Origin of the sequence: Streptomyces sp. SS7, assembly GCF_037993025.1 — a bacterium.
In the GTDB taxonomy this organism is placed as follows: Bacteria; Actinomycetota; Actinomycetes; order Streptomycetales; family Streptomycetaceae; genus Streptomyces.
In genome coordinates this window covers 3247961-3269897 of record NZ_CP141223.1, presented here as the reverse complement: position 1 = coordinate 3269897, position 21937 = coordinate 3247961, and the positions used below count along the sequence as shown (strand labels likewise).

The following is a 21937-nucleotide window of genomic DNA, read 5'->3' as shown; positions in this document are numbered from 1 at the left end:
CGATGACCACACTCGCCCGCGGCACGGACACCCTCACCCGTGACGCGCTCACCGTCCTGCAGCCGGGATTCCCCGGCACCACCGCCCCCGACTGGCTGCTGCGCCGCCTCGGCGAGGGCCTGGCCTCGGTCGGCCTGTTCGGCCGCAACATCGCCTCCCCGGAGCAACTCGCGGCCCTCACGGCCCAGTTGCGCGCGGAACGCGACGACGTCCTGGTCGCCGTCGACGAGGAGGGCGGGGACGTCACCCGCCTGGAGGTGCGCACCGGTTCCTCCTTCCCCGGCAACTACGCGCTGGGCGCGGTGGACGACGTCGACCTGACCCGCGGGGTGGCCCACGAACTGGGCCGCCGGCTCGCGGAGTGCGGCGTCAACCTCAACTGGGCCCCGTCCGCCGACGTCAACTCCAATCCGGCGAACCCGGTCATCGGGGTGCGTTCCTTCGGCGCCGACCCCGCCCTGGTCGCCCGGCACACCGCCGCCTACGTCACCGGCCTGCAGTCCGCGGGCGTGGCGGCCTGCACCAAGCACTTCCCGGGCCACGGCGACACCGCCGTCGACTCCCACCACGCGCTCCCGCGCATCGACATCCCGGCCGAGGCCCTCACCGCACGCGAACTGATCCCCTTCCTGGCGGCCACCGGCGCCGGCACCAAGGCGGTCATGAGCGCCCACATCCTGGTCCCCGCCCTGGATCCGGTGCGCCCGGCAACGTTGTCCCGTCCGATCCTCACCGACCTGCTCCGCGGCGAACTCGGCTACCAGGGCCTGATCGTCACCGACGGCATGGAGATGCAGGCGGTGGCCGCGACCTACGGCATCGAGCGCGGCAGCGTCCTCGCGATCGCCGCCGGCGCCGACGCGATCTGCGTGGGCGGCGGCCTCCAGGACGACGCGACGGTGCGGCGTCTGCGCGACGCCCTGGTCACCGCCGTACGCACGGGAGAACTCCCGGAGGAACGCCTGGCCGACGCGGCCGGGCGGGTACGGTCCCTGGCCCGCTGGACGGCCACGGCCCCCGGCGGGACCGGCGCCCCCGAGCCGGACATCGGTCTGACGGCCGCCCGCCGCGCCCTCCGCATCACCGGCGCGGACGGCTTCACCCCGCTCACCGCCCCTCCGTACGTCGCCGCCCTCACGCCGGTCGCCAACATCGCGGTGGGCAGCGAGACCCCCTGGGGAGTGGCGCCCGAGCTGGACCGGCTGCTCCCCGGCACGCGCGCGGGCAGCTTCACCGGTGAGAACACCGCCCCGGCGATCCTGGCCGCGGCGGGGGAGCGGCGCATCGTGGCCGTGGTCCGCGACGAGCACCGCCACCCCTGGATGTCGACGGCCCTGGACACCCTCCTGACGGCCCGCCCCGACACGATCGTGGTGGAAATGGGCGTCCCGCAGTCCCCGCCCCGGGGCCTGGCGCACCTGGCGACCCACGGCGCGGCACGGGTCTGCGGCAGAGCGGCGGCGGAGGCGATCGCGGGCGCGTAAGCCGGAGATGACGAGGGGGGCAGTGGGCGAAGCCCCTGCCCCCCCTCAGGGGCGCGGGGAACTGCGCGACCAGCCCCCCACCACCCGCACCCTAAATCCCCTGCCACTCCGGCTTGTTGGCGAACGTGTGCCGAAAGTAGTCCGCAAGCTTCAGCTTGGACGCCGCCCCCTCGTCCACCACAACCGTCGCATGCGGATGCAACTGCAGCGCCGAGGCCGGGCACACCGCGGCAAGCGGCCCCTCCACCGTCGCCGCCACCGCGTCCGCCTTGTTCTCCCCGGTCGCCAGCAGCACCAGATGCCGGGCCTCCAGGATCGTCCCGATCCCCTGGGTGATCACATGGTGCGGCACCTGCGCGATGTCCCCGTCGAAGAAGCGCGCGTTGTCCACCCGGGTCTGCTCGGTCAGTGTCTTGATCCGGGTCCGCGAGGCAAGCGAGGAACACGGCTCGTTGAACCCGATGTGCCCGTCGGTCCCGATCCCCAGCAACTGGAGGTCCACCCCGCCGGCGGCGGCGAGCGCCGCGTCGTACGCCTGGGAGGCGGCCCGTATGTCCTCGGCCGTGCCGTCGGGCCCGAGGAACGCCTCCATGCCGATGCCCAGCGGCTCCAGCACCTCGCGCCGCAGCACCGAGCGGTAGGACTCGGGGTGGTCGGCGGGCAGCCCCACGTACTCGTCGAGCTGGGCGATCCGGGCCCGGGAGATGTCCGCCTCCCCGGCCCGTACCTTGGCCGCCAGCGCCTGGTAGACGGGCAGCGGGGTGGAGCCGGTGGCCACGCCCAGCAGGGCGTCGGGCTTGTGCCGCAGCAGCTCGGCCATGGCCTCGGCGATCAGTTCGCCACCCGACCTGGCATCCGGAACGATGACAACTTCCACGCTGACCTGCCGTTCTGAGCTGAGTGGTTTAGACCAATCCAGGGGTCAATTTATCAGAGGCGGGTGAAATTGCTCCCCGCATCTCAGTCCGTGGAGGAACTCGCACAGGCTAGGCTGCGTTGTGAACGGTGGGGCATGGACACACCTAGTGGTCTAGTCCACAATGAAACCGACTTCCGTTCTCCCCGCACAGGAGGGCGGACCGAGGGACCGGTGCTCTCTGCCCTGACTGCCCCGGCTCCTCACCTTCGGCCGACGGGACCGCACACCCCGTGGTCGATATTGCTCCGGGCTGCGGTGCCGGGAGGGCTGAGGGTCCCTCCCAGGCGCCGCGGCCCGCGGGTGTTCTCGCGGGCCGGTACTCTCCGGAATCGGCGTTTTTAGGCCAGGGACAGACCCGCGGGTACGCTCGCACACGTGCCCTCCATGAACGAACTCGTACGCCAGCACACCGCCCTCGACGACTCCGACCTCGAGTGGCTCCACCTGCTGGTCTCGGAGTGGCAGCTGCTCTCCGACCTCTCCTTCGCCGACCTGGTGCTGTGGGTGCCCACCAGCGACGGCACCCGCTATGTCTCCGTGGCCCAGATGCGCCCCAACACCGGGCCCACCTCCTACCAGGACGACATGGTCGGCCACCTCGTCCCGCGCGGCCGTCGCCCCCTGCTGGACGCCGCCCTGGACGAGGGCCGGATCGTGCGCGAGGGCGACCCGGAATGGCGTGAAGAGGTCCCCGTTCGGGTCGAGTCCATCCCCGTACGGCGCGAGGGACGCGTCCTCGGCGTCATCGCCCGCAACACCAATCTGCTCACCGTGCGCACCCCGAGCCGGCTGGAGCTGACCTACCTCCAGTCCGCCTCCGACCTGGCCCAGATGATCGCGGCCGGCTCCTTCCCCTTCGCCGGCCAGCAGATGGACATGGACGCCGCCCCCCGTGTCGGCGACGGCCTGATCCGCGTCGACGGCGACGGCATCGTCCAGTACGCCTCCCCGAACGCGCTCTCCGCCTACCACCGCATGGGTCTCGCCTCCGACCTGCTCGGCCACCACCTCGGGCAGACCACCGCCGAACTCGCCCCCACCCGGGGCCCGGTGGACGAGGCCCTGGCCAAGGTCGCCAGCGGCTGGGCGCCCCGCGAGTTCGAGATCGAGGCCAACGACGGGGTCATCCAGTTCCGCACGATCCCGCTCAAGCCCAAGGGCACCCGCATCGGTTCGCTCGTGCTGCTCCGGGACGTCACCGAACTGCGCCGTCGTGAACGCGAGTTGATCACCAAGGATGCCACCATCCGGGAGATCCACCACCGGGTGAAGAACAACCTGCAGACGGTCGCCGCACTGCTGCGGCTCCAGGCCCGCCGGATCGAGTCGGAGCGCGGCCGGGAGGCGCTGGAGGAGGCCGTGCGGCGGGTCGGCTCGATCGCGATCGTGCATGAGACGCTGTCCCAGAATCTGGACGAGCGCGTGGAGTTCGACGAGATCGCCGACCGGGTGCTGGCGATGGTCGCGGAGATCTCCCCGGGCAAGGTGGCGGGACGGCGCACCGGCCGCTTCGGCATCCTGGACGCGGAGGTGGCCACCCCGCTGTCCATGGTCCTCACCGAGATCCTGCAGAACGCGCTGGAGCACGGGTTCCGCGAGGGCGACACCGGCACGGTCGAGGTCTCGGCGGTCCGTGGCGGCACGGCGAAGGAGGCCCGCCTCCTCGTCACCGTCCAGGACGACGGCGTGGGCCTGCCCGAGGGTTTCGACCCGCACACCTCCGGCAACCTCGGCCTGCAGATCGTACGCACGCTGGTGGAGGGCGAGTTGGGCGGGACGTTCGACATGGTCCCGGCCCCGGACCGCGGCACCCAGGTGATCCTGGACCTTCCGGTACGGGCGCAGAAGTAAGCCCGAGTAAGCCCGAGTAAGCCGTGACGAGCCCAGCCGTGGCGGGCCCAGGTAAGCCGCGGGTAAGGGCGGTGGGGCACAGCACGAAGCCCCGGACCGTTCAGGGGTCCGGGGCTCGAATGCTCGTTGCCAGCGATTAGCTGCGCATCGGGGGTACTGCGCGCTGCGGCTCGGGGGCGGGAGATGCGTACACGCTGTACGCGCCGCCAAGCTCAGGCTTGCGGGGCGGGTGTTGTCAGGCGGTGGCCTGACGGGCCCGGTTGCGGGCGGCGCGACGCTTCATGGCACGGCGCTCGTCCTCGCTGAGACCACCCCAGACGCCGGAGTCCTGGCCGGACTCGAGCGCCCACTGCAGACACTGATCCATGACGGGGCAGCGACGGCAGACGGCCTTGGCTTCCTCGATCTGCAGCAGCGCAGGACCGGTGTTGCCGATGGGGAAGAAGAGCTCGGGGTCTTCCTCGCGGCAAACGGCGTTGTGACGCCAGTCCATGGCTGCTACCTCTCCTTGGTATTACGTGCAAGTTGCTTGTGAATGTGAACGCTTTCACGAATCCCTCAACAAGTGAAGGGCCAACCCGCCGGTAGGTACCGACGTGGTCCTGTGAGTTGAAGAGGGGTTCTGGTGATCAGTGGAGGCCGGTGTTGCGGGCCGTCCCGATCGCCACGTAGAGACTCGCAAACCTCAGCGGCGGATACAACCCCTTCTGGAAAGTTTTTTTTGATTCCTCGGTGTCGACTACATCACAGCCGTACTTCCATGGGGTGGATCCTGGCCTAAACGTTCGAGTGAAAGGACTTCAGCCCTTTCTGCTCACACAATCACACGCAGTGCACGGCGTACGCCTGTGAACGTCACGCTCGTGCGCAGCCCCAGGTGGTCGCCGTCCATCTGCAGGGGCAGAGGCACCTTGGAATGCAAGGTGAAGCGGTCCAGATCATGGAATGAGTGGGCATGCTTCCCCTGCGGGCCCCGCTCGGGGGACGAAGTGAGCAACTGGGTGCCATACCGGGCAACCGCGGCGGTGGACAGACGGCTGAGACCCAGTACGTCGAGCCCGGTATCGAACGAGGCCTTAGGCGACGCGTACACCGGGCGATTGCCCAGATAGGTCCACGGAGCCGTGTTGCAGACTATGGACAGCACCAAATCGGTCACCGGGTCGGCGCCCGGCGTCTCCAGCGTGATCGATCCGCGCCGGCGGTCCGGCTCACCCAGGAGCTGCCGCACGGCCTGCATCAGATAGAGGGCGTGCGTCGACCTCCGGCCCCGCTCCCGCTGCTGCTCGACCCGGCCGACGACCCCCGCGTCGAAACCGAGCCCGGCGTTGAAGGTGAACCAGCGCGAGGGCACCGCCTCGTCCTCCGTGCCCGGCGTGCCCGCGGCGAGCCCCAGGCCGACCGTGCGCTCCCGCTTCTCGCGCAGGGCGTCCAGCAGTGCGCCGGTCGCCTCCACCGGATCGTTGGGCAGGCCCAGGGCGCGGGCGAAGACATTGGTGGAACCGCCGGGGACCACCGCGAGGCCGGGCAGCCGGTCCGGGTCGGGGCCGTGGTGCAGCAGCCCGTTGACCACCTCGTTGACCGTGCCGTCGCCGCCGAGCGCCACCACCAGATCGGTGTTCCCGCTCTCCGCCGCCTGTCGGCCCAGGTCGCGCGCATGTCCGCGGTACTCGGTGGTGACCGCCTCCAGCTTCATCTCGCTGGCGAGCGCGTGGAGGAGGACGTCACGCGTCCGTGCACTGGTGGTGGTTGCTGCCGGATTGACCACGAGGAGTGCACGCATGGGGTGCAGCGTACCTACTGGGTGGTACCGGGGCACAGGCCGAGGTAGGGAAGCGGTAAGAGATCGGACGTGAGCCTCGACACGGGCCTGGGGCACGGGACCTCCGGGCGCGGGAGAGGGCCGGGCTACCCTTCAGGGGTGAGCAGTGAGCAGACTCCCCTCGCCCCAGAGACCGCCCCGGACACCACCGGACCGCGCCCGCGCCGGCTGACGTACGCTGCCGCGCTGGCCGGTCTGGAAGGGCTTGCGCTCCTCGTCGGCGGGGTGTGGATCCTGGTCCTCGGCATCACCGGCGACCCGGACGACTGGGGGCAGGCCGTCACCGGGGGGCTGACCCTGATGGTCCTCGCGCTGCTGCCGCTGCTCGCCGCACGCGGGCTGCTCGGCCGGCGCGGCTGGAGCCGGGGGCCCGCCGTCATCACGCAGATCATGGCGCTGCCGGTGGCCTACAACCTGCTCCGGGCCGACAGCATGGCGATCCCGGCGGGCATCGCCCTCGCGGTCGTCGCCGTGGCGGCGCTGGTCCTGCTCGTCAACCCGGAGACCACCCGGGCCCTCGGGATCCGGGGGCCCGGCAGGGCACGGGGCGAGTAGCCCTCACTCCTCCACCAGCAGCTTCTCCCGCAGCTGCGCCAGCGTGCGCGCCAGCAGCCGGGAGACGTGCATCTGCGAGATGCCGACCTCCTGCGCGATCTGCGACTGGGTCATGTTGCCGAAGAAGCGCAGGAGAAGGATCCGCTTCTCCCGCGGCGGGAGGTCCTCCAGCAGCGGCTTGAGCGACTCCCGGTACTCGACGCCCTCCAGTGCCTCGTCCTCCGCGCCGAGGGTGTCGGCGACCGCCGGGGACTCGTCGTCGGTGTCGGGGACGTCCAGCGACAGCGTGGAGTACGCGTTCGCGGACTCCAGACCCTCCAGGACCTCCTCCTCCGAGATGGCCAGCTTCTCCGCCAGCTCATGGACCGTGGGGGAGCGGCCGTGCTGCTGCGACAGCTCCGCCGTCGCCGTGGTGAGCGAGAGCCGCAGCTCCTGGAGCCGGCGCGGGACGCGGACCGCCCAGCCCTTGTCGCGGAAGTGCCGCTTGATCTCGCCGACGACCGTCGGGGTGGCGTAGGTCGAGAACTCCACGCCGCGGTCCGGGTCGAAACGGTCGACCGACTTGATCAGGCCGATGGTGGCGACCTGGGTGAGGTCGTCGAGCGGCTCGCCCCGGTTGCGGAAGCGCCGCGCCAGGTGCTCCACGAGCGGCAGGTGCATCCGGACCAGCTTGTTGCGCAGCTCCGCGTACTCCGGGCTGCCGTCCTGCAGTCCGCGCAGCTCGACGAACATCGCCCGTGCCCCGCTGCGGTCGCCCTGGTCCCTCGGCTCGTGCTGGTTCCGGGGTGCGTGCTGGGCACGGGGTTCGTGCTGCGTGCCCGGCACGCCCTGTTCGTCGTCTCGCTCGTGCTCGCTCATCGTCCCGCCCGTCGCCCTCTGTCGAGCCCTGTTCTCAGCCCGGCCGGGGGAGCCCCCGATCCGCCCCTTGAGGGGCGGGCCCTGCGCGGCGTCCAGGTCCCCGCGTCCGGTGTCGTCCTCCGGATGCGGCCTGGCCTGCTCGGGAATGCCGTCGATACCGTCTGCGGTCATGCGTCGGGAACCGCCCGGAGAGACTGAATCGTTCTCGGCCGGCAGCTCCCGTGTGCCGCGCTCCTCGTCCCGCACCGGCCCGTCCCCGTTCCTCACGCCGGCCCGGGTCCCGCGCCGCGCTGTTTGTAGAGGCTGATCGAAACGGTTTTGTCCTCGTCGACCGCGGAGGAGACCTTCCCCGCCAGGGCGGACAGCACGGTCCAGGCGAAGGTGTCCCGCGAGGGGGCGTGGCCGTCGGTGGTCGGTGCCGAGACGGTGACCTCGAGCGAGTCGTCGACGAGCCGGAACACACAGCTGAGCACCGAGCCCGGCACGGCCTGCTGGAGCAGGATCGCGCAGGCCTCGTCCACCGCGATGCGCAGGTCCTCGATCTCGTCCAGGGTGAAGTCCAAACGGGCCGCGAGGCCGGCCGTGGCCGTCCGCAGCACCGACAGGTAGGCACCCGCAGCCGGCAGCCGGACTTCCACGAAGTCCTGGGTCGCGGGCTCGCCTGCGATCTGGGACACCCTCACCTCCAAGGTGGTACAAGCTTTTCGGGGCCGAGGGTCGCCCCCCGGCGTAACGCGTGGGTGGTGCAGCGGTGACGCTATCGCGCCCTCACGTGTCCTGTCCCCGGACCCCAACCCCCTGGCGTCACTCACAGTAAAGCTGTGAACACGCTCCGTGTCTAGGGGTCTGCGGGCCCAAAAGGGAAGAGGGCGCGCCGGGTTGACGTACCCAGGCGTCAGACGGTCGAACCGTACCCGCCGGACGCCGGGGCCGTCTCTCCGACGCTCATACGAGGACATGATCGACGAAGCACCAGCGCCAGTTCTCCCCGGGCTCGAAGGTCCGCATCACGGGATGCCCGGTCTCGTCGTGATGCCCGGTGGCGTGCCGGCTGGGCGAGGAGTCGCAGCAGCCGACGTGGCCGCACGTCAGGCACAGCCGCAACTGCACCGGGTGGGTGCCGTCCCGCAGGCACTCCGGACACGTCTCACCGAGCGGGACGGGTTCCGGGTCGGGCAGCGCTTCGGCGTGCGTGCACTGTTTCATGATTGCCACATTACGACGGTCGCGCGGAGGACCGCGCGGAAAAACGAGGCGGGCGAGACATGGACGTGATGCCACTGCTTCTGCTGGTGGCGGGCAGCGCGGCGATCGCGGCCGCGGCCCGGCGCACCCCGGTGCCGGCGCCGCTGCTGCTGGTCGCCGTCGGACTGGTGGTGTCGTACGTGCCCGGAGTCCCGGACTACACCCTGGACCCGGACGTCGTCCTGCCGCTGCTGCTGCCCCCGTTGCTGTACACCTCGGCCACCGACAGCTCCTACCTCGACCTCCGCGCCCAGCTCCGGCCGGTGGCCCTGCTCTCGGTCGGATACGTGCTGTTCGCGACGGTCGCCGTCGGATGGGCCGCCTATCTGCTCGTCCCCGGGCTGCCGCTGACCGCCGCGCTGGTGCTGGGCGCGGTGGTGGCGCCGCCGGACGCCGTCGCGGCCACGGCGGTGGCCCGCCGGGTCGGGCTGCCGTCGAGGATCACCACGATCCTCCAGGGCGAGTCCCTGCTGAACGACGCCACCGCCATCACCGCCTACAAGGTGGCCCTCGCCGTCGTGGTCGGCGAGGGCGCCTCCTGGGCGGGCGGCATCGAGGAGTTCCTGGTCGCGGCGGTCGGCGGGGTCGCCGCGGGGCTGATCCTCATGGCCCCCCTGCACTGGCTGCGCACCCACCTGAAGGAACCCCTGCTGCAGAACACGCTCTCCCTGCTCATCCCGTTCGTCGCCTACGCCTCCGCCGAACAGTTCCACGCCTCCGGCGTCCTCGCCGTGGTCGTCGTCGCCCTCTACCTCGGCCACCGCGCGTGGGAGGTCGACTTCGCCACCCGCCTCCAGGAGGAGGCCGTGTGGAAGATGGTCGCCTTCATCCTGGAGTCGGCGGTCTTCGCCCTGATCGGCCTCCAGCTGCCGGTGGTCCTCCGGGGCCTCGGTTCGTACGAGGGCCTGGACGCCGCCTGGTACGCCGCCGCCCTCTTCCTGGTGGTCGTCGCGGCCCGCTTCCTGTGGGTCTACCCGGCGACCTTCCTGCCGCGGGCCCTCTCGGCCCGCATCCGCGCGCGGGAGGACAACCCCACCTGGCGCGGGCCCTTCGTCATCGGCTGGGCCGGCATGCGGGGCGTGGTCTCGCTCGCGATCGCCTTCTCCATCCCGCTGACCGTCGAGCACGGCGAGCCCTTCCCGCACCGCAACCTGATCCTCTTCCTGACGTTCACCACCGTCATCGGCACCCTGGTCGTGCAGGGCCTCACCCTGCCCCCGCTGATCCGCGTGCTGAAGTTCCCCGCCCCCGACGCGCAGGCCGCCACCCTCGCCGAGGCCAACGCCCAGGCGCAGGCCTCCCGGGTCGCCGAGGAGCGCCTCGACGCGCTGCTGGCCGACGAGCGCAACACCCTGCCCCCACCCCTCGCCGACCGGCTCCGCGACGTCCTGGAACGCCGCCGCAACGCCGTCTGGGAGCGCCTCGGCCAGGTCAACCCGGTCACCGGCGAGACCGTCGACGACACCTACCGCAGGCTCTCCCGCGAGATGATCAGCGCCGAGCGCGCGGTGTTCGTCCGGCTGCGGGACGCCCGCTACATCGACGACGAGATGCTCCGCACCCTGCTGCGCAGGCTGGACCTGGAGGAGGCGGCGGCCTACCGCGAGGCGGGCTGAGCCTCCCCTACGGGAAGGGGCGCCCGGTGACGACCGCCGCCACCGTCGTCCCGCGCGGAAAGGCACCCTCCTCGGCCAGGGCCACAAGGCCGTAGAGCAACTTGGCGACATAGAGACGTTCCACCGGGAGGCCGTGCCGCCGCTCGAAGTCCTCCGCGAAGGCCTCCAGCCCCGGGGTGATCCGTGCGTACCCGCCGAAGTGGAAGCGCTCGTCGAGCCGCCACTGGCCCCGCCGGCCACCGAACGCCGCCTCCTGCAAGGCCTGTATCTCGTCGTCGAGGAAACCCCCCTTGAGAACCGGAACGCCCAGGGCCCGCTGCCCGGGGCCGAGCCCGGCGGCGAGCCCCGCGAGCGTGCCGCCGGTCCCGCAGGCCACCGCGACCACGTCGGCCCGCCCGCGCAGCTCCTCGCCCAGCACCCGGCAGCCGCGTACGGCCGGGGCGTTGCTGCCGCCCTCGGGGACCACGTACGCGTCCGGGGCGCCCGAGGCGCGCAGCACGCGCGCGACGACGTCCGGCTCGCCCTTGAGGCGATACGTCGCCCGGTCCACGAAGTGCAGTCGCATCCCGTCGGCGGCGCACCGGGCCAGGGAGGGGTTCAGCGGCCGGCCCGCCAGCTCGTCGCCGCGCACCACGCCCACCGTGGGCAGCCCGAGGAGTCGCCCGGCCGCGGCGGTGGCACGCAGATGGTTCGACCAGGCGCCGCCGAAGGTGAGCACCGTCCGCCCGGCCGCCGCCGTCAGATTGGGCACGAGCTTGCGCCACTTGTTGCCGATCAGCTCCGGATGGATCAGGTCGTCCCGCTTCAGCAGCAGCCGCACCCCGTGCCGGGCGAACCGGTCGTCGGCCGCCTCCTGGAGCGGGGAGGGCAGGCGGGGGCGCAGATCGGTCATCCGCACATTGTCGAACACCGTTCGCCGAAACGTCCCTCTGCCCAGCTCCGAGATGATCCATTCCCGCTCTTTCGTGTAATACCACGACCACACACCGTGATGGAAGGCTTGTCGGCGTACCAGTGCACCGGCGCAGTTCGGCGCCCGTGCGGGATTCGGGAGGGCATTTCTCCATGTCGGTAGGCGAAGAGGTCCGCACGGACGCGGGCAAGCCGCAGCAGAGTCTCGGCACCGCGGCCGCGCGGAACCTGGCCACCACGACCAAGTCCGCACCCCAGATGCAGGAGATCAGCTCCCGCTGGCTGCTGCGGACCCTGCCCTGGGTGGACGTACAGGGCGGCACGTACCGGGTCAACAGGCGGCTGACGTACGCGGTCGGGGACGGCCGCATCACGTTCGTCAAGACCGGCGACCGCGTCGAGGTCATCCCGGCCGAGCTGGGTGAACTGCCGGCGCTGCGCGACTACGAGGACGACGAGGTGCTGTCGGAGCTGGCCCAGCGCTGCCGGCAGCGGGAGTTCGGCCCCGGCGAGGTCATCGCCTCCTTCGGCAACCAGTCCGACGAGGTCTACCTGCTGGCGCACGGCCGCGTCGAGAAGGTCGGCACCGGCCCCTACGGCGACGACCAGGTGCTCGGCGTCCTCGCCGACGGCGCCTACTTCGGCGACCAGGCGCTGCTCGACGCCGACGCGATCTGGGAGTACACCGCCCGCGCCGACACCGCGTGCACGGTGCTGATCCTGGCCCGCCAGGACGTCGAACAGATCGCGGAGCGCTCCGACTCGCTGCGCGCGCACCTGCGCCGGCTGCGGGCCATTCCCGAGCAGCGCACCAACAAGTACGGCGAGAAGGCCGTCGACCTGGCCGCGGGGCACGCCGGTGAGCCGGACCTCCCGCACACGTTCGTGGACTACGACGCCCGCCCGCGCGAGTACGAACTGAGCATCGCCCAGACCGTCCTGCGCATCCACACGCGGGTGGCCGACCTCTACAACCAGCCCATGAACCAGACCGAGCAGCAGTTGCGGCTCACCGTCGAGGCGATCAAGGAGCGCCAGGAGCACGAGCTGGTCAACAACCGGGAGTTCGGTCTCCTGCACAACTGCGAGTACGACCAGCGGCTCCAGCCGCACGACGGCGTGCCGAGCCCGGACGACCTGGACGAGCTGCTCAGCAGGCGCCGCGGCACCAAGATGCTGCTCGCCCACCCGCGCGCGATCTCCGCGATCGGCCGCGAGCTCAACAAGCGCGGGCTGGTGCCGGAGACGATCGACATGGGCGGCAACCGGATTCCCACCTGGCGCGGGGTGCCGATCTACCCCTGCAACAAGATCCCGGTCACCGAGGCCCGGACCAGCTCGATCATCGCGATGCGTCTGGGCGAGCAGGACCAGGGCGTCATCGGCCTGCGCCAGTCCGGGATCCCGGACGAGATCGAGCCCAGCCTGTCCGTGCGGTTCATGGGCATCAACGAGCAGTCGATCATCAACTACCTGGTGACGGCGTACTACTCGGCGGCGGTGCTGGTGCCGGACGCGCTGGGCGTCCTGGAGAACGTCGAGATCGGCCGCTGGCGGTGACCTCCGCCACCAGGCCGTACGGGACGCGGGAAAGGCGGAGGTCCATCGGGAGCCAGGGGGAGAGCCGGGACGGCGTCGAGGAGGGGACCGGCCCGGCGGCCTCCGACGGGCAGGAGGCGACCGCGATCCTGGAGCGTGCCAGGGCGGCGGTCGACCCCGAACTGCGGGCCGCCGTCGACTCGTTACCCCGCCAGATGCGCCGGGTCGCCCGCTACCACTTCGGCTGGGAGCAGGCCGACGGCACCCCGGCCGCGGGGAACGCGGGCAAGGCGATCCGGCCCGCGCTGGTCCTCGCGGCGGCCACCGCGCTCGGCGGTCCTGCGGCCCGGGCGGCGGCCGTCGGGGCCGCCGCCGCGGTCGAACTGGTCCACAACTTCACGCTGTTGCACGACGACGTGATGGACCGGGACGCCACCCGCCGGCACCGCGCCACCGCCTGGACCGTGTTCGGCGACGCCGCCGCGATCCTCGCCGGGGACGCCCTCCAGGCACAGGCCCTCGGCCTGCTCGCGGGGGACCCGCACCCGGCGGCCGCGGCGGCGGCCGCCCGGCTCGCGGCCTGCGTGGTGGAGCTCTGCGAGGGCCAGGGGACCGACACGGCCCTGGAGAAGCGGTCGCCCGCCGACGTCACCCTCGACGAGGTGCTCGTCATGGCCGAGGCCAAGACGGGGGCGCTGATCGGATGCGCCTGCGCGGTGGGTGCCTTGTACGCGGGTGCGGCGCCGGAGGACGTCGACGCGCTGGACGCGTTCGGCCGTGAGGCCGGGCTGGCCTTCCAGCTCATCGACGACGTCATCGGTATATGGGGCGACCCCGGGCACACCGGGAAGCCCGCGGGCGCCGACCTCGCCGCCCGCAAGAAGTCCCTGCCGGTGGTCGCCGCCCTGGCCTCCGGCACCCCGGCCGCCGGCGAACTGGCCGAGCTGTACGCCCGGCCGCCCGTGCCGGAGGATCCGGACGACCTCGTCCGCACGGCGCTGGCGGTGGAGCGGGCCGGGGGCCGGGCCTGGGCGCAGGACCAGGCGGCCGACCGGATGTCCCGGGCGATGGACGAACTGGCCCGGGCGATCCCGGACCCGGAGTCGGCGGGCGGGCTGTTGTCCCTGGCCGAGTTCGTGACCCGGCGCAGCACCTGACCCCGGCGGGTCCCGCACCTCCCCACGGCGTGCGGGGCCCGTCGGTGTTTTCTCGCCGGTCAGGCCCCCGTGGCGGCACCGTCGCGACGATCCGCTCCACCAGCCCCGGCAGCGCGCCGTCGAGGACCCCGGGCAGGGTCAGGTGCTCCAGGATCGGACCGAGCATCGCGAGATACGGCACGGCCACCGTCTCGTCACCGCCCGGCAGCCCCGCCTCCCGGTGGAACCCAGGTCCCGCAGCACCCCGGGGTCGGGCGCCGGCCGGACGTGCGGCCGGGCGTCGATCTCGACCTCGCCCTGAAGGAGGGCCTGGGCGCAGGACGGCGGGCTCGGCGTCCACCTGTGCGGCGGCTCGGGCCCTGTCGGGTCTGCGCACCTTCGGCAACGGTGTCGTCGTCCGGACGTACACGAGGGAGCGCTGAGGGCGCACCCGCCCTACGCTGAGGGCATGGACAGAGAACAGCGTGTCTGTCCCCTCTGCGGGCAGCCCGTACAGTCCGTCGTCCGGCGCCACAAGACCCTGGGCACCTGGGTCCCGCGCTGGGTGCCGGGCCCGTGCCACAACACCGGGTGCGAGGCGTACGTCGAGGAGGGCGCCCCGGCGGTGACCCACGAGGAGGAGCCGGAGGCCCGCCCCGAGCCGACCGGTTAGCGTGACCCCATGACCGGACCCCTTCCGCACATCCTCCACATCACCGAACGCGCGCTCTGGACGGCGGCCCGCGCGCAGGGCGCCTACACCTGGTCCACCCGGGGCCGCACCCTCGCGCAGGAGGGGTTCGTCCACTGCTCCACCCGCGCCCAGCTCCCCAAGGTCGCCGCCTTCCTCTACGGCTCCTACGACGGCCCGGACAACCTGGTGGTCCTGGTGGTGGACCCGGCCCGGCTGGACGTCCCCCTGAAGTACGAGGCACCGGAACCCGGCGGCGAGGAGTTCCCGCACGTGTACGGGCCGATCCCGGTGGACGCCGTGGTGGACGTGGAGCCCTGGACCCGCTGACTCAGCCGGACGCCGGAGCCGGCAGTCCGCCCGTCCCCGGGTCCCGGCCCGTCAGGCAGTACAGGGCGCCCGCCGGGTCGCGCATCACCGTCCAGTGCCCGGCCGGGGCGACGAGCGTCGCGCCGAGCCGCTCGTGCCGGGCGCGCACGGTGTCGATGCCCGCGCCGCAGGCCAGGTCCAGATGGGCGGAGGCCGGGCGCTCCTCGCCCAGCCGCTGGAGCAGGATGCGCACCGGCAGTCCGGGTGGGGGAGCGACCACGTGGAACTCCGGCAGCGACCCCGGCCGGGCCGACCAGTCGGGCAGCAGCGCGCTCCAGAACGCGACTTCGGCGCCGTACGCGGACGGCGGGACGTCGACGCTCACCTGGTCCAGCCGGCTGCCCCCGACGACGGGCGGCCGCACCGACTCCCCCTGCCAGGGCACCGCGCAGAACAACTGCCCGGCCGGGGAGCGCAGCACGGCCCACCCGTCGTGCGCGGCGACCGTCCGCGCCCCCAGCTCCGCCGCCGCACGGACGAACCCGGGCACGTCCTCCACCGCGAAGTCGAGATGCGCGCCGCCGTCCCCGTCCGCGACGGCCTGGACCTTCACACAGGCGTCGGCGCCGCCGCCCGGCAGCAGGGTGCCGAACTCCTCCCGCTCACCGCGCGGTCGGGACAGCGTGGTGCCCGTGACGGCGGTCCAGAACGCGCACGCCGTACGGAACCGTTCGGCGGGCCGGTCGACGAAGGCGTACGTCCAGCGGACCGGGACGGGGGTGCGGGAGCTCATGGGGCGATCGTAGAGGGGGCTTTGCCTGAGGTTCGCCCGGGATTGGCCTGGGCTTGTTTCCCTGGGCGGAGGGACCCCTGACCGACGGGACGCCATGAACACGCCACCCCTGTTGCCCGAGCTCGCCGATCTGCGGGTCGACTACAGCGACCACGACGACCCCGTACTCGTCCGGCCCGACGGGAGCCCCGTCGACACCTGGCGGGAGAACTACCCGTACGCGGCCCGGATGGAGCGCAGGGAGTACGACTGGCACAAGCGGCTCCAGCAGATCGAACTGCTGAAGCTGCAGAGCTGGATCAAGGAGACGGGACGGCGGCTCGTCATCGTCTTCGAGGGCCGCGACGCGGCCGGCAAGGGCGGCACCATCAAGCGGTTCACCGAACACCTCAACCCGCGCGGCGCCCGCGTCGTCGCCCTGGAGAAGCCCACCGAACGCGAGCGCGGGCAGTGGTACTTCCAGCGGTACGTCGAGCAGCTCCCGACCGCGGGCGAGATCGTGCTGTTCGACCGGTCCTGGTACAACCGGGCCGGGGTCGAGCGGGTGATGGGTTTCTGCACCGACGACGAGTACCGGCGCTTCATGCGGCAGGCGCCGATGTTCGAGCGGATGCTCGTGGACGACGGCGTGGACCTGGTGAAGTTCTGGTTCTCGGTGTCGCAGGGCGAACAGCGCACCCGCTTCACGATCCGCCGGATCGACCCCGTACGGCAGTGGAAGCTCAGCCCCATGGACCTCGCCTCCCTGGACCGCTGGGACGACTACACCTCGGCCAAGGTCTCCATGTTCCGCGCCACCGACACCGAGTTCGCGCCCTGGACCGTGGTCAAGAGCAACGACAAGAAGCGGGCCCGGGTCGAGGCCATGCGCAGTGTGCTGGCCCGCTTCCCCTACTCCGACAAGGACGAGGACGTCGTGGGCACACCCGACCCGCGGATCATCGGGGCGGCCGCCGGACTGCTGGAGGCGGGGGAGGACGACGACCTCCGGTGACGCGTGGGCGCCTGAGTACCTGTACTCATCCCGTCTGCGTCACCAGGCCCTGACGCGCCCGGCGCGGCTTCCCGATCATGGGGAACTCCCACGTCGAGAGAGGTGCCCATGGGCCGTGACCCGTTGCAGCTGCGCTACGCCACGGCGGAGGACCTGGACTGGATCCATGAACTGCGCCACCGCGTCTACGCACAGGAGCTGGGCCAGCACGCACCCGATCGGGCCGGGCGGCTCCGCGACGGGCTGGACGGCGACAACGTCTACCTGGTCGCCGCGCGCGGGGCGCACCGGATCGGGTTCGTCAGCCTGACCCCGCCCTGGCTGGGCCGCTACGGGCTGGACAAGTACCTGACCCGCGAGGAGCTGCCCCTGCTCGACGAGGACCCCTTCGAGGTGCGCATCCTCACCGTCGAACCGCGCTGGCGGGCCACCGCCGCAGCGCCGCTGCTGATGTACGCCGCCCTGCGCTGGGCCGCCTCCCGCGGCGGCCGCCGGCTGGTGGCGATGGGGCGGACCGACCTGCTCGGCCTGTACCGGTCCGTCGGCCTCGCCCCGGTCGGCCGTACGGTCCGCAGCGGCGCCCTGACCTTCGAGGTGCTCACCGGCGGCGTCACCGAACTGACGAGGCTCGTGACCGACCGGTACGGCAGCGCCCTGGAGCGGCTGCGGGCCACCGTGGACTGGCAGGTGGACGCGCCCTTCGCCCCCCGCCCCGACGGCTGCGAGCACGGCGGCGCCTCCTTCACCGCCCTCGGCACGGACTTCCGCACGCTCCACCGCCGCCATGACATCGTCATGGCCGACGTCCTGGACGCCTGGTTCCCGCCGGCCCCCGGCGTGCGGGCGGTGCTCGCGGAGGACCCGGACTGGATCGCCCGCACCTCCCCGCCGACCGGTGCCGAGGGCCTGCTGGCGGAGATCGCCACGGCCCGCGCGCTGCCGGCCGGCACCCTCACGGTCGGCGCCGGCTCCTCCGATCTGATCTTCCGGGCGTTCGGCCACTGGCTGACCCCGCACAGCCGGGTCCTGCTGACGGACCCCTGCTACGGCGAGTACGCCCATGTCACCGAGCGGGTGATCGGCTGCCGGGTGGACCGGCTGCCGCTGCGTCGCGAGGACGGCTGGCGCATCGACCCGGACCGGCTCTCCGCCGCCGTCGCCTCCGGCAGTTACGACCTCGTGGTCCTCGTCAACCCGAACAACCCCACCGGCCGCCACGCCCCGGCCGCCACCCTGCGCCCGGTCGTCACCGCCGCGCCGGCCCGCACCCGCTGGTGGATCGACGAGGCGTACCTGGGGTACGTCGACCCGGCCGAGTCACTGGTCGGCCTCGCGGCGATGGACCCCAGGGTGGTGGTCTGCACCTCCCTGTCCAAGATGTACGCGTTGTCCGGCCTGCGGGCCGCCTACCTGGTCGCCGAGCCGGCCACGGCGGCGGACCTGCGCCGCCGGACCCCGCCGTGGCCGGTCGGCCTCCCGGCCCAGCTCGCCGCCGTCGCCGCGCTGCGCGACCCGGCGTACTACGCCGACCGCCGGGAGCGCACCCACGTCCTGCGCCGCCGGCTGGCCGCCGACCTGGCCGACCTGGACGGGGACCTGACGGTCGAGGAGGCGGTGGCGAACTTCCTCAACGTCACGCTCCCGCCCGACGCACCGAGCGCCGCGCACCTGGTGGCCGAGTGCCGCCGGCGCGACGTGTACCTGCGCGACCTGTCGCCGCTGTCGCCGCGCTACGAGGGGCGCACGGTACGGATCGCGGTGCGGGACACGGACGAGAACGAGCGGATCGTGTCCGCCGTCCGGGCCGCGCTGCGACCGGCGTCCGTACGGCTCGCCGCCGGCCCCGTTCGATGACCACGGCGGCCGCGCTGGCGCCCTGGCTGGGCGGGGCGCTGGCGCTGGGAGGGGTCGCCGTCGCGCTGTCCCGGCGGCGCGACCTGATGGTCCGGTGGTGCGCCTGGGCGGTCGGGGTGCCGCTGGTCACCGGGGCGTTCTGGCTGGGCCGCCCCGGCGCCGCGGCCCTCGCCGTCGTCGTCGGGGTGATCGCCGTGCTGGAGTACGGCGGGCTGCTGCGCCTGGGTCCGCCGGACCGGGCGGTGCTGGCCGCGGCGGTGATCGGGGTGGTGCTGGCGGCCTGGCTGGCGCCGGGACAGCTGCCGCGGGTGATCGCCGTCGGGGCCCTCGCGGTGACCGCCGTACCGCTGCTGGCGGGAGACGCGGACCGGGGCCTGCACCGGCTCGCCGCCGGGCTGCTCGGGCTGGCCTGGCTGGGTGTCCTGGCGGCGCTGGTGCCGCTGGGGGCGAGCGCGCTCGCGCTGTTCGTGGCGGTCTCGGTCGCCGACATCGTGGCGTACTTCGCGGGGCGCCGGCTCGGCGGCCCCCGGCTGTCGCCGCTGTCACCGGCCAAACGGTGGAGCGGCACCCTGGCCGGAGCGGCGGCCGGCCTCGGCACGCTCGCCGCGCTGTCCCTGCTCAGCTGGCCGACCGCGGTCGCGGTGGCGGCCGGCGGACCGCTCGGCGATCTCCTCGAATCCCTGGTCAAGAGGGGCGCGCAGGCGAAGGACGCGGGCCGCTGGCTCCCCGGCTCCGGCGGGCTGCTGGACCGGATCGACTCGCTGCTGATGGCGCTCGCGGTCCTGCTCGTGCTGAGCTGACGGCCCGTGCACAGCACCGCACCCGGACCGCCGTGGGCGCCGTACTCGGCGGCCTGCGGGCCGGGTGCGGGCCGGAAGACCAAACGACCAAGGACATCGCAGGTCAAACGGCGTGATCGAAGATCAGGCCTTCTTGGTCTCCCAGAAGATCTTGTCGATCTCGGCGATCAGCTCGAGAGCCTTCTCGCCGGTCTTCGGGTCCGTCGACGCCTTCGCGGCCGAAAGGGCCTTCAGGGTGTCGTTGACCAGCACGTGCAGCTGGGGGTACTTCTCGAAGTGCGGGGGCTTGAAGTAGTCGCTCCACAGCACGGAGACGTGGTGCTTCGCGAGCTCGGCACGCTGCTCCTTGATGACGGTGGCGCGCGCCTGGAAGTGCGGGTCGTCGTTGGCGGCCATCTTCTCCTGCACGGCCTTCACCGACTCCGCCTCGATGCGGGCCTGGGCCGGGTCGTACACACCGCAGGGCAGGTCGCAGTGCGCGCTGACCTTGACCTTGGGGGCAAACAGGCGGGAAAGCATGGAGCGTTCCTTCCTCGTGATCGTCTTCTCAGGTGGGACATTACTCCCTGCACGACGGGTTTTCGCGAGTGCCCCCATGGGCTTAGGACAAAAGTCCGGGGTCAGACTGAGACTGGTGGAGGAACGGACCGGGGAGGTGCCGGGGATGCCGGAACTGTCGCAGGAGACCGAGCGGGAGAGGGCCGGGGCGCCCTTCGGGCTGGCCGAGGTGACCGGGCCGTCCATGGTGCCCACGCTGTACCACGGGGATCAGCTGGTGGTGCAGTACGGGGCACGGGTGCGGGCCGGTGACGTCGTCGTGCTGCGGCACCCTTTCCAGCAGGACCTGCTGGTGGTCAAGCGGGCCGTCGAGCGGCGGGACGGGGGGTGGTGGGTGCGCGGGGACAACGCGTACGCCGGCGGGGACAGCACCGACTACGGGACCGTGCCCGACGAGCTGATCCTGGGCAAGGTGCGGCTGCGCTACCGGCCGCTCAAGCCGGATCAGCGTTCGCCGCTGGCCGTGGTGCGCTGGGCGCTCTCGGCGGCGAGGCCGGTGCCGGCGGTGCGGTCGGCCTCCAGGCGTTTGCGGGCGCGGTAGGCGGCCACGTTGGCCCGGGTCGCGCACCGGTCGGAGCAGTAGCGGCGGGAGCGGTTGGTGGAGGTGTCGAGGTAGGCGTTGCGGCAGGGGGCCGCCTCGCACAGGCCGAGCCGGTCCACGCCGTACTCGGTGAGATGGAAGGCCAGGCCCATCGCGGCGATGGCGGCGTAGCCCGCGGTCGCGTTCGAGGGGTGGTCGGCCAGGTGCATGTGCCACAGCGGGCGGCCGTCGTCGTCGCGGTGGTCGTGGCCGGAGATCTGGGGGCTCACCGGGAACTCCAGCAGGAGCGAGTTCAGCAGGTCCACGGCGAGGGTCTCGTCGCCGTGGTCGGCGGCTTCGAACACCGCGCGCAACCGGGCCCGGACCGAGCGGAAGCGGGTGACGTCCGCGTCGGTGGCGCGGCGGGCGGCCGACTGGTTGCCGCCGAACAGATCACGGACGGCCTCGACCGAGGTCAGCGCGTCCTTGCCCCGGACCGGCTCCTCGCTGTTGACGAGACGCACGGCGTAGTCCGAGTAATAGGCCAGTTCCACTTGTAGTCCTTACGGAGGGGCTCTATGGTCGTGAGGGCGGCCGGGTAACGGCTGATCGTGCTTTCAGGGTATTACGCGACGGGCGGCGAGGGGGCTTCCATGACCACCACGGGTAGGGCGACGACCGACTGGGCGGCCTGGCAGGAGAGCTGGGACCGGCAGCAGGAGTGGTACATGCCGGACCGGGAGGACCGGTTCCGGATCATGCTCGACATGGTCGAGGCGGTCGTCGGGCCCGAGCCGCGCGTCCTGGACCTCGCCTGCGGCACCGGCACCATCACCGCCCGGCTGCTGGCCCGCCTCCCCGGCGCCACCAGCACCGGCGTCGACCTCGACCCGGCACTCCTCGCCGTCGCCGGGGGCACCTTCGCCGGGGACGACCGGGTCACGCTCGTGACCGCCGACCTCAAGGACCCCGACTGGCCGTCCCGGCTGCCGTACGACACGTACGACGCCGTCCTGACGGCCACGGCCCTGCACTGGCTGCACAGCGAACCCCTCGCGGCCCTCTACGGTCGGATCGCGGAACTCGTCCGCGACGGCGGTCTCTTCATGAACGCGGACCACATGATCGACGACACGACGCCCCGGATCAACGCGGCGGAGCGGACCCTGCGGCACGCCCGCATGGAACAGGCCAGGAGCGGCGGCGCCCTGGACTGGGCCGAGTGGTGGCGGCTCGCCGCCCAGGACCCGGTCCTCGCCGCCCCCACGGCCCGCCGCTTCGAGATCTACGGCGAGCACGCCGACGGCGACATGCCCTCGGCGGCGTGGCACGCGCGCGTGCTGAGGGAGAAGGGCTTCGGCGAGGCCCGGCCGGTGTGGTGCTCTCCCTCGGACACGCTGCTGCTCGCTCTGAAGTGACGTGACGGCGAAAGGGGCGGTACGGAGTCTCCGTACCGCCCCTTCGGCGTCGTACCACCGGCG

General features: G+C 72.3%; 23 protein-coding genes and 1 pseudogene. 13 read left to right on the top strand and 11 right to left on the bottom strand.

From position 1 onward, the window contains the following. The first annotated feature begins 2 nt into the window (after nt 1–2). A complete protein-coding gene (locus U5640_RS14870; RefSeq protein ID WP_340376278.1) occupies nt 3–1484 on the top strand; it encodes a glycoside hydrolase family 3 protein in 1482 nt (493 codons plus the stop codon). 91 nt (nt 1485–1575) lie between these two features. Here the strand turns inward: U5640_RS14870 and nagB are convergent, their stop codons facing one another. After that, nucleotides 1576–2361: a glucosamine-6-phosphate deaminase gene (gene nagB, locus U5640_RS14865; RefSeq protein WP_340376277.1), complete on the bottom strand. Its 786-nt coding sequence runs from the start codon at nt 2359–2361 to the stop codon at nt 1576–1578. A gap of 426 nt (nt 2362–2787) precedes the next feature. On the opposite strand from nagB, the gene U5640_RS14860 reads away from it, so the two are divergent. Next, a complete protein-coding gene (locus tag U5640_RS14860; protein WP_340385112.1) occupies nt 2788–4254 on the top strand; it encodes a PAS domain-containing sensor histidine kinase in 1467 nt (488 codons plus the stop codon). A gap of 235 nt (nt 4255–4489) precedes the next feature. Here the strand turns inward: U5640_RS14860 and U5640_RS14855 are convergent, their stop codons facing one another. Beyond that, nucleotides 4490–4747: a WhiB family transcriptional regulator gene (locus U5640_RS14855; RefSeq protein ID WP_010353616.1), complete on the bottom strand. Its 258-nt coding sequence runs from the start codon at nt 4745–4747 to the stop codon at nt 4490–4492. Between the two features lie 321 nt (nt 4748–5068). Further along, complete coding sequence (locus tag U5640_RS14850) at nt 5069–6037, bottom strand: diacylglycerol kinase family protein (RefSeq protein WP_340376276.1); 969 nt, start codon at nt 6035–6037, stop codon at nt 5069–5071. A 138-nt stretch (nt 6038–6175) separates the two neighbouring features. On the opposite strand from U5640_RS14850, the gene U5640_RS14845 reads away from it, so the two are divergent. Then, a complete protein-coding gene (locus U5640_RS14845) occupies nt 6176–6631 on the top strand; it encodes a hypothetical protein (protein WP_340376275.1) in 456 nt (151 codons plus the stop codon). Between the two features lie 3 nt (nt 6632–6634). On the opposite strand, the gene U5640_RS14840 is transcribed toward U5640_RS14845, so the two are convergent. The 3 genes from U5640_RS14840 to U5640_RS14830 all read right to left on the bottom strand — a co-directional run bounded on the left by U5640_RS14840 (nt 6635) and on the right by U5640_RS14830 (nt 8695). After that, nucleotides 6635–7756, bottom strand: a complete 1122-nt coding sequence (locus U5640_RS14840) for an RNA polymerase sigma factor SigF (protein ID WP_340376274.1) — start codon at nt 7754–7756, stop codon at nt 6635–6637. Next, entirely contained in the window at nt 7753–8166 is a 414-nt protein-coding gene (locus U5640_RS14835; protein WP_004925829.1) for an anti-sigma regulatory factor, read from the bottom strand. The genes U5640_RS14840 and U5640_RS14835 overlap by 4 nt, the downstream gene beginning before the upstream one ends. A 268-nt stretch (nt 8167–8434) precedes the next feature. Beyond that, the gene (locus U5640_RS14830) at nt 8435–8695 is read right to left on the bottom strand and encodes a UBP-type zinc finger domain-containing protein (protein WP_067248037.1); all 261 of its coding nucleotides are present in this window, start codon (nt 8693–8695) and stop codon (nt 8435–8437) included. Between the two features lie 59 nt (nt 8696–8754). Here U5640_RS14830 and U5640_RS14825 point away from each other — a divergent pair, with 59 nt between their 5' ends. Continuing rightward, on the top strand, nt 8755–10350 hold the full coding sequence (locus U5640_RS14825) for a Na+/H+ antiporter (protein ID WP_340376273.1): 1596 nt from the start codon (nt 8755–8757) through the stop codon (nt 10348–10350). Between the two features lie 7 nt (nt 10351–10357). Here U5640_RS14825 and U5640_RS14820 read toward each other — a convergent pair whose 3' ends face one another. Continuing rightward, on the bottom strand, nt 10358–11242 hold the full coding sequence (locus U5640_RS14820) for a pyridoxal-phosphate dependent enzyme (protein WP_340376272.1): 885 nt from the start codon (nt 11240–11242) through the stop codon (nt 10358–10360). Between the two features lie 173 nt (nt 11243–11415). On the opposite strand from U5640_RS14820, the gene U5640_RS14815 reads away from it, so the two are divergent. Together U5640_RS14815 and U5640_RS14810 are read left to right on the top strand one after the other, a co-directional pair. Continuing rightward, a complete protein-coding gene (locus U5640_RS14815) occupies nt 11416–12822 on the top strand; it encodes a family 2B encapsulin nanocompartment shell protein (RefSeq protein WP_340376271.1) in 1407 nt (468 codons plus the stop codon). Between the two features lie 44 nt (nt 12823–12866). After that, nucleotides 12867–13958, top strand: coding sequence for a family 2 encapsulin nanocompartment cargo protein polyprenyl transferase (locus tag U5640_RS14810; RefSeq protein ID WP_340385110.1), 1092 nt, complete (start codon nt 12867–12869; stop codon nt 13956–13958). Nucleotides 13959–14025: 67 nt separating this feature from the next. Here U5640_RS14810 and U5640_RS14805 read toward each other — a convergent pair. After that, nucleotides 14026–14184, bottom strand: a pseudogene (locus U5640_RS14805) (TetR/AcrR family transcriptional regulator); the annotation flags it as partial. A 222-nt stretch (nt 14185–14406) separates the two neighbouring features. On the opposite strand from U5640_RS14805, the gene U5640_RS14800 reads away from it, so the two are divergent. Together U5640_RS14800 and U5640_RS14795 are read left to right on the top strand one after the other, a co-directional pair. Further along, the gene (locus U5640_RS14800) at nt 14407–14610 is read left to right on the top strand and encodes a hypothetical protein (protein ID WP_340376270.1); all 204 of its coding nucleotides are present in this window, start codon (nt 14407–14409) and stop codon (nt 14608–14610) included. 9 nt (nt 14611–14619) lie between these two features. Beyond that, complete coding sequence (locus tag U5640_RS14795) at nt 14620–14958, top strand: DUF952 domain-containing protein (RefSeq protein ID WP_340376269.1); 339 nt, start codon at nt 14620–14622, stop codon at nt 14956–14958. 1 nt (nt 14959) lies between these two features. Here U5640_RS14795 and U5640_RS14790 read toward each other — a convergent pair whose 3' ends face one another. Beyond that, nucleotides 14960–15730, bottom strand: coding sequence for a VOC family protein (locus U5640_RS14790; RefSeq protein WP_340376268.1), 771 nt, complete (start codon nt 15728–15730; stop codon nt 14960–14962). A gap of 94 nt (nt 15731–15824) precedes the next feature. Here U5640_RS14790 and ppk2 point away from each other — a divergent pair, with 94 nt between their 5' ends. The 3 genes from ppk2 (at nt 15825) to U5640_RS14775 (ending at nt 19378) form a co-directional block, all read left to right on the top strand. Then, nucleotides 15825–16724, top strand: coding sequence for a polyphosphate kinase 2 (gene ppk2, locus U5640_RS14785; RefSeq protein WP_340376267.1), 900 nt, complete (start codon nt 15825–15827; stop codon nt 16722–16724). 108 nt (nt 16725–16832) lie between these two features. Next, a complete protein-coding gene (locus U5640_RS14780; protein WP_340376266.1) occupies nt 16833–18578 on the top strand; it encodes a histidinol-phosphate transaminase in 1746 nt (581 codons plus the stop codon). After that, nucleotides 18575–19378 carry a phosphatidate cytidylyltransferase gene (locus tag U5640_RS14775; protein ID WP_340376265.1) on the top strand — a complete coding sequence of 268 codons (804 nt, stop codon included), beginning with the start codon at nt 18575–18577 and terminating at the stop codon, nt 19376–19378. The genes U5640_RS14780 and U5640_RS14775 overlap by 4 nt, the downstream gene beginning before the upstream one ends. Nucleotides 19379–19501: 123 nt before the next feature. On the opposite strand, the gene sodN is transcribed toward U5640_RS14775, so the two are convergent. Continuing rightward, on the bottom strand, nt 19502–19897 hold the full coding sequence (sodN, locus tag U5640_RS14770) for a superoxide dismutase, Ni (RefSeq protein WP_055634112.1): 396 nt from the start codon (nt 19895–19897) through the stop codon (nt 19502–19504). A 145-nt stretch (nt 19898–20042) separates the two neighbouring features. Here sodN and sodX point away from each other — a divergent pair, with 145 nt between their 5' ends. After that, complete coding sequence (gene sodX / locus U5640_RS14765; protein ID WP_340385109.1) at nt 20043–20477, top strand: nickel-type superoxide dismutase maturation protease; 435 nt, start codon at nt 20043–20045, stop codon at nt 20475–20477. Here the strand turns inward: sodX and U5640_RS14760 are convergent. Next, entirely contained in the window at nt 20381–21010 is a 630-nt protein-coding gene (locus U5640_RS14760; protein WP_340376264.1) for a CGNR zinc finger domain-containing protein, read from the bottom strand. The two genes, sodX and U5640_RS14760, sit on opposite strands and share 97 nt — an antisense overlap. A gap of 99 nt (nt 21011–21109) precedes the next feature. Here U5640_RS14760 and U5640_RS14755 point away from each other — a divergent pair, with 99 nt between their 5' ends. Then, complete coding sequence (locus tag U5640_RS14755) at nt 21110–21874, top strand: class I SAM-dependent methyltransferase (protein ID WP_340376263.1); 765 nt, start codon at nt 21110–21112, stop codon at nt 21872–21874. The last annotated feature ends 63 nt before the right edge of the window (nt 21875–21937 follow it).

What these genes read in the sequence shown, in the direction of transcription:
- U5640_RS14820 (WP_340376272.1), bottom strand. Translation starts at nt 11,242, where the DNA reads ATGACCGATCTGCGCCCCCGCCTGCCCTCCCCGCTCCAGGAGGCGGCC.
- ppk2 (WP_340376267.1), top strand. Translation starts at nt 15,825, where the DNA reads ATGAACACGCCACCCCTGTTGCCCGAGCTCGCCGATCTGCGGGTCGAC.
- sodN (WP_055634112.1), bottom strand. Translation starts at nt 19,897, where the DNA reads ATGCTTTCCCGCCTGTTTGCCCCCAAGGTCAAGGTCAGCGCGCACTGC.
- U5640_RS14830 (WP_067248037.1), bottom strand. Translation starts at nt 8,695, where the DNA reads ATGAAACAGTGCACGCACGCCGAAGCGCTGCCCGACCCGGAACCCGTC.
- sodX (WP_340385109.1), top strand. Translation starts at nt 20,043, where the DNA reads ATGCCGGAACTGTCGCAGGAGACCGAGCGGGAGAGGGCCGGGGCGCCC.
- U5640_RS14800 (WP_340376270.1), top strand. Translation starts at nt 14,407, where the DNA reads ATGGACAGAGAACAGCGTGTCTGTCCCCTCTGCGGGCAGCCCGTACAG.
- U5640_RS14815 (WP_340376271.1), top strand. Translation starts at nt 11,416, where the DNA reads ATGTCGGTAGGCGAAGAGGTCCGCACGGACGCGGGCAAGCCGCAGCAG.
- U5640_RS14855 (WP_010353616.1), bottom strand. Translation starts at nt 4,747, where the DNA reads ATGGACTGGCGTCACAACGCCGTTTGCCGCGAGGAAGACCCCGAGCTC.
- U5640_RS14870 (WP_340376278.1), top strand. Translation starts at nt 3, where the DNA reads ATGACCACACTCGCCCGCGGCACGGACACCCTCACCCGTGACGCGCTC.
- U5640_RS14795 (WP_340376269.1), top strand. Translation starts at nt 14,620, where the DNA reads ATGACCGGACCCCTTCCGCACATCCTCCACATCACCGAACGCGCGCTC.
- U5640_RS14860 (WP_340385112.1), top strand. Translation starts at nt 2,788, where the DNA reads ATGAACGAACTCGTACGCCAGCACACCGCCCTCGACGACTCCGACCTC.
- U5640_RS14755 (WP_340376263.1), top strand. Translation starts at nt 21,110, where the DNA reads ATGACCACCACGGGTAGGGCGACGACCGACTGGGCGGCCTGGCAGGAG.
- U5640_RS14775 (WP_340376265.1), top strand. Translation starts at nt 18,575, where the DNA reads ATGACCACGGCGGCCGCGCTGGCGCCCTGGCTGGGCGGGGCGCTGGCG.
- U5640_RS14825 (WP_340376273.1), top strand. Translation starts at nt 8,755, where the DNA reads ATGGACGTGATGCCACTGCTTCTGCTGGTGGCGGGCAGCGCGGCGATC.
- U5640_RS14850 (WP_340376276.1), bottom strand. Translation starts at nt 6,037, where the DNA reads ATGCGTGCACTCCTCGTGGTCAATCCGGCAGCAACCACCACCAGTGCA.
- U5640_RS14790 (WP_340376268.1), bottom strand. Translation starts at nt 15,730, where the DNA reads ATGAGCTCCCGCACCCCCGTCCCGGTCCGCTGGACGTACGCCTTCGTC.
- U5640_RS14780 (WP_340376266.1), top strand. Translation starts at nt 16,833, where the DNA reads ATGGGCCGTGACCCGTTGCAGCTGCGCTACGCCACGGCGGAGGACCTG.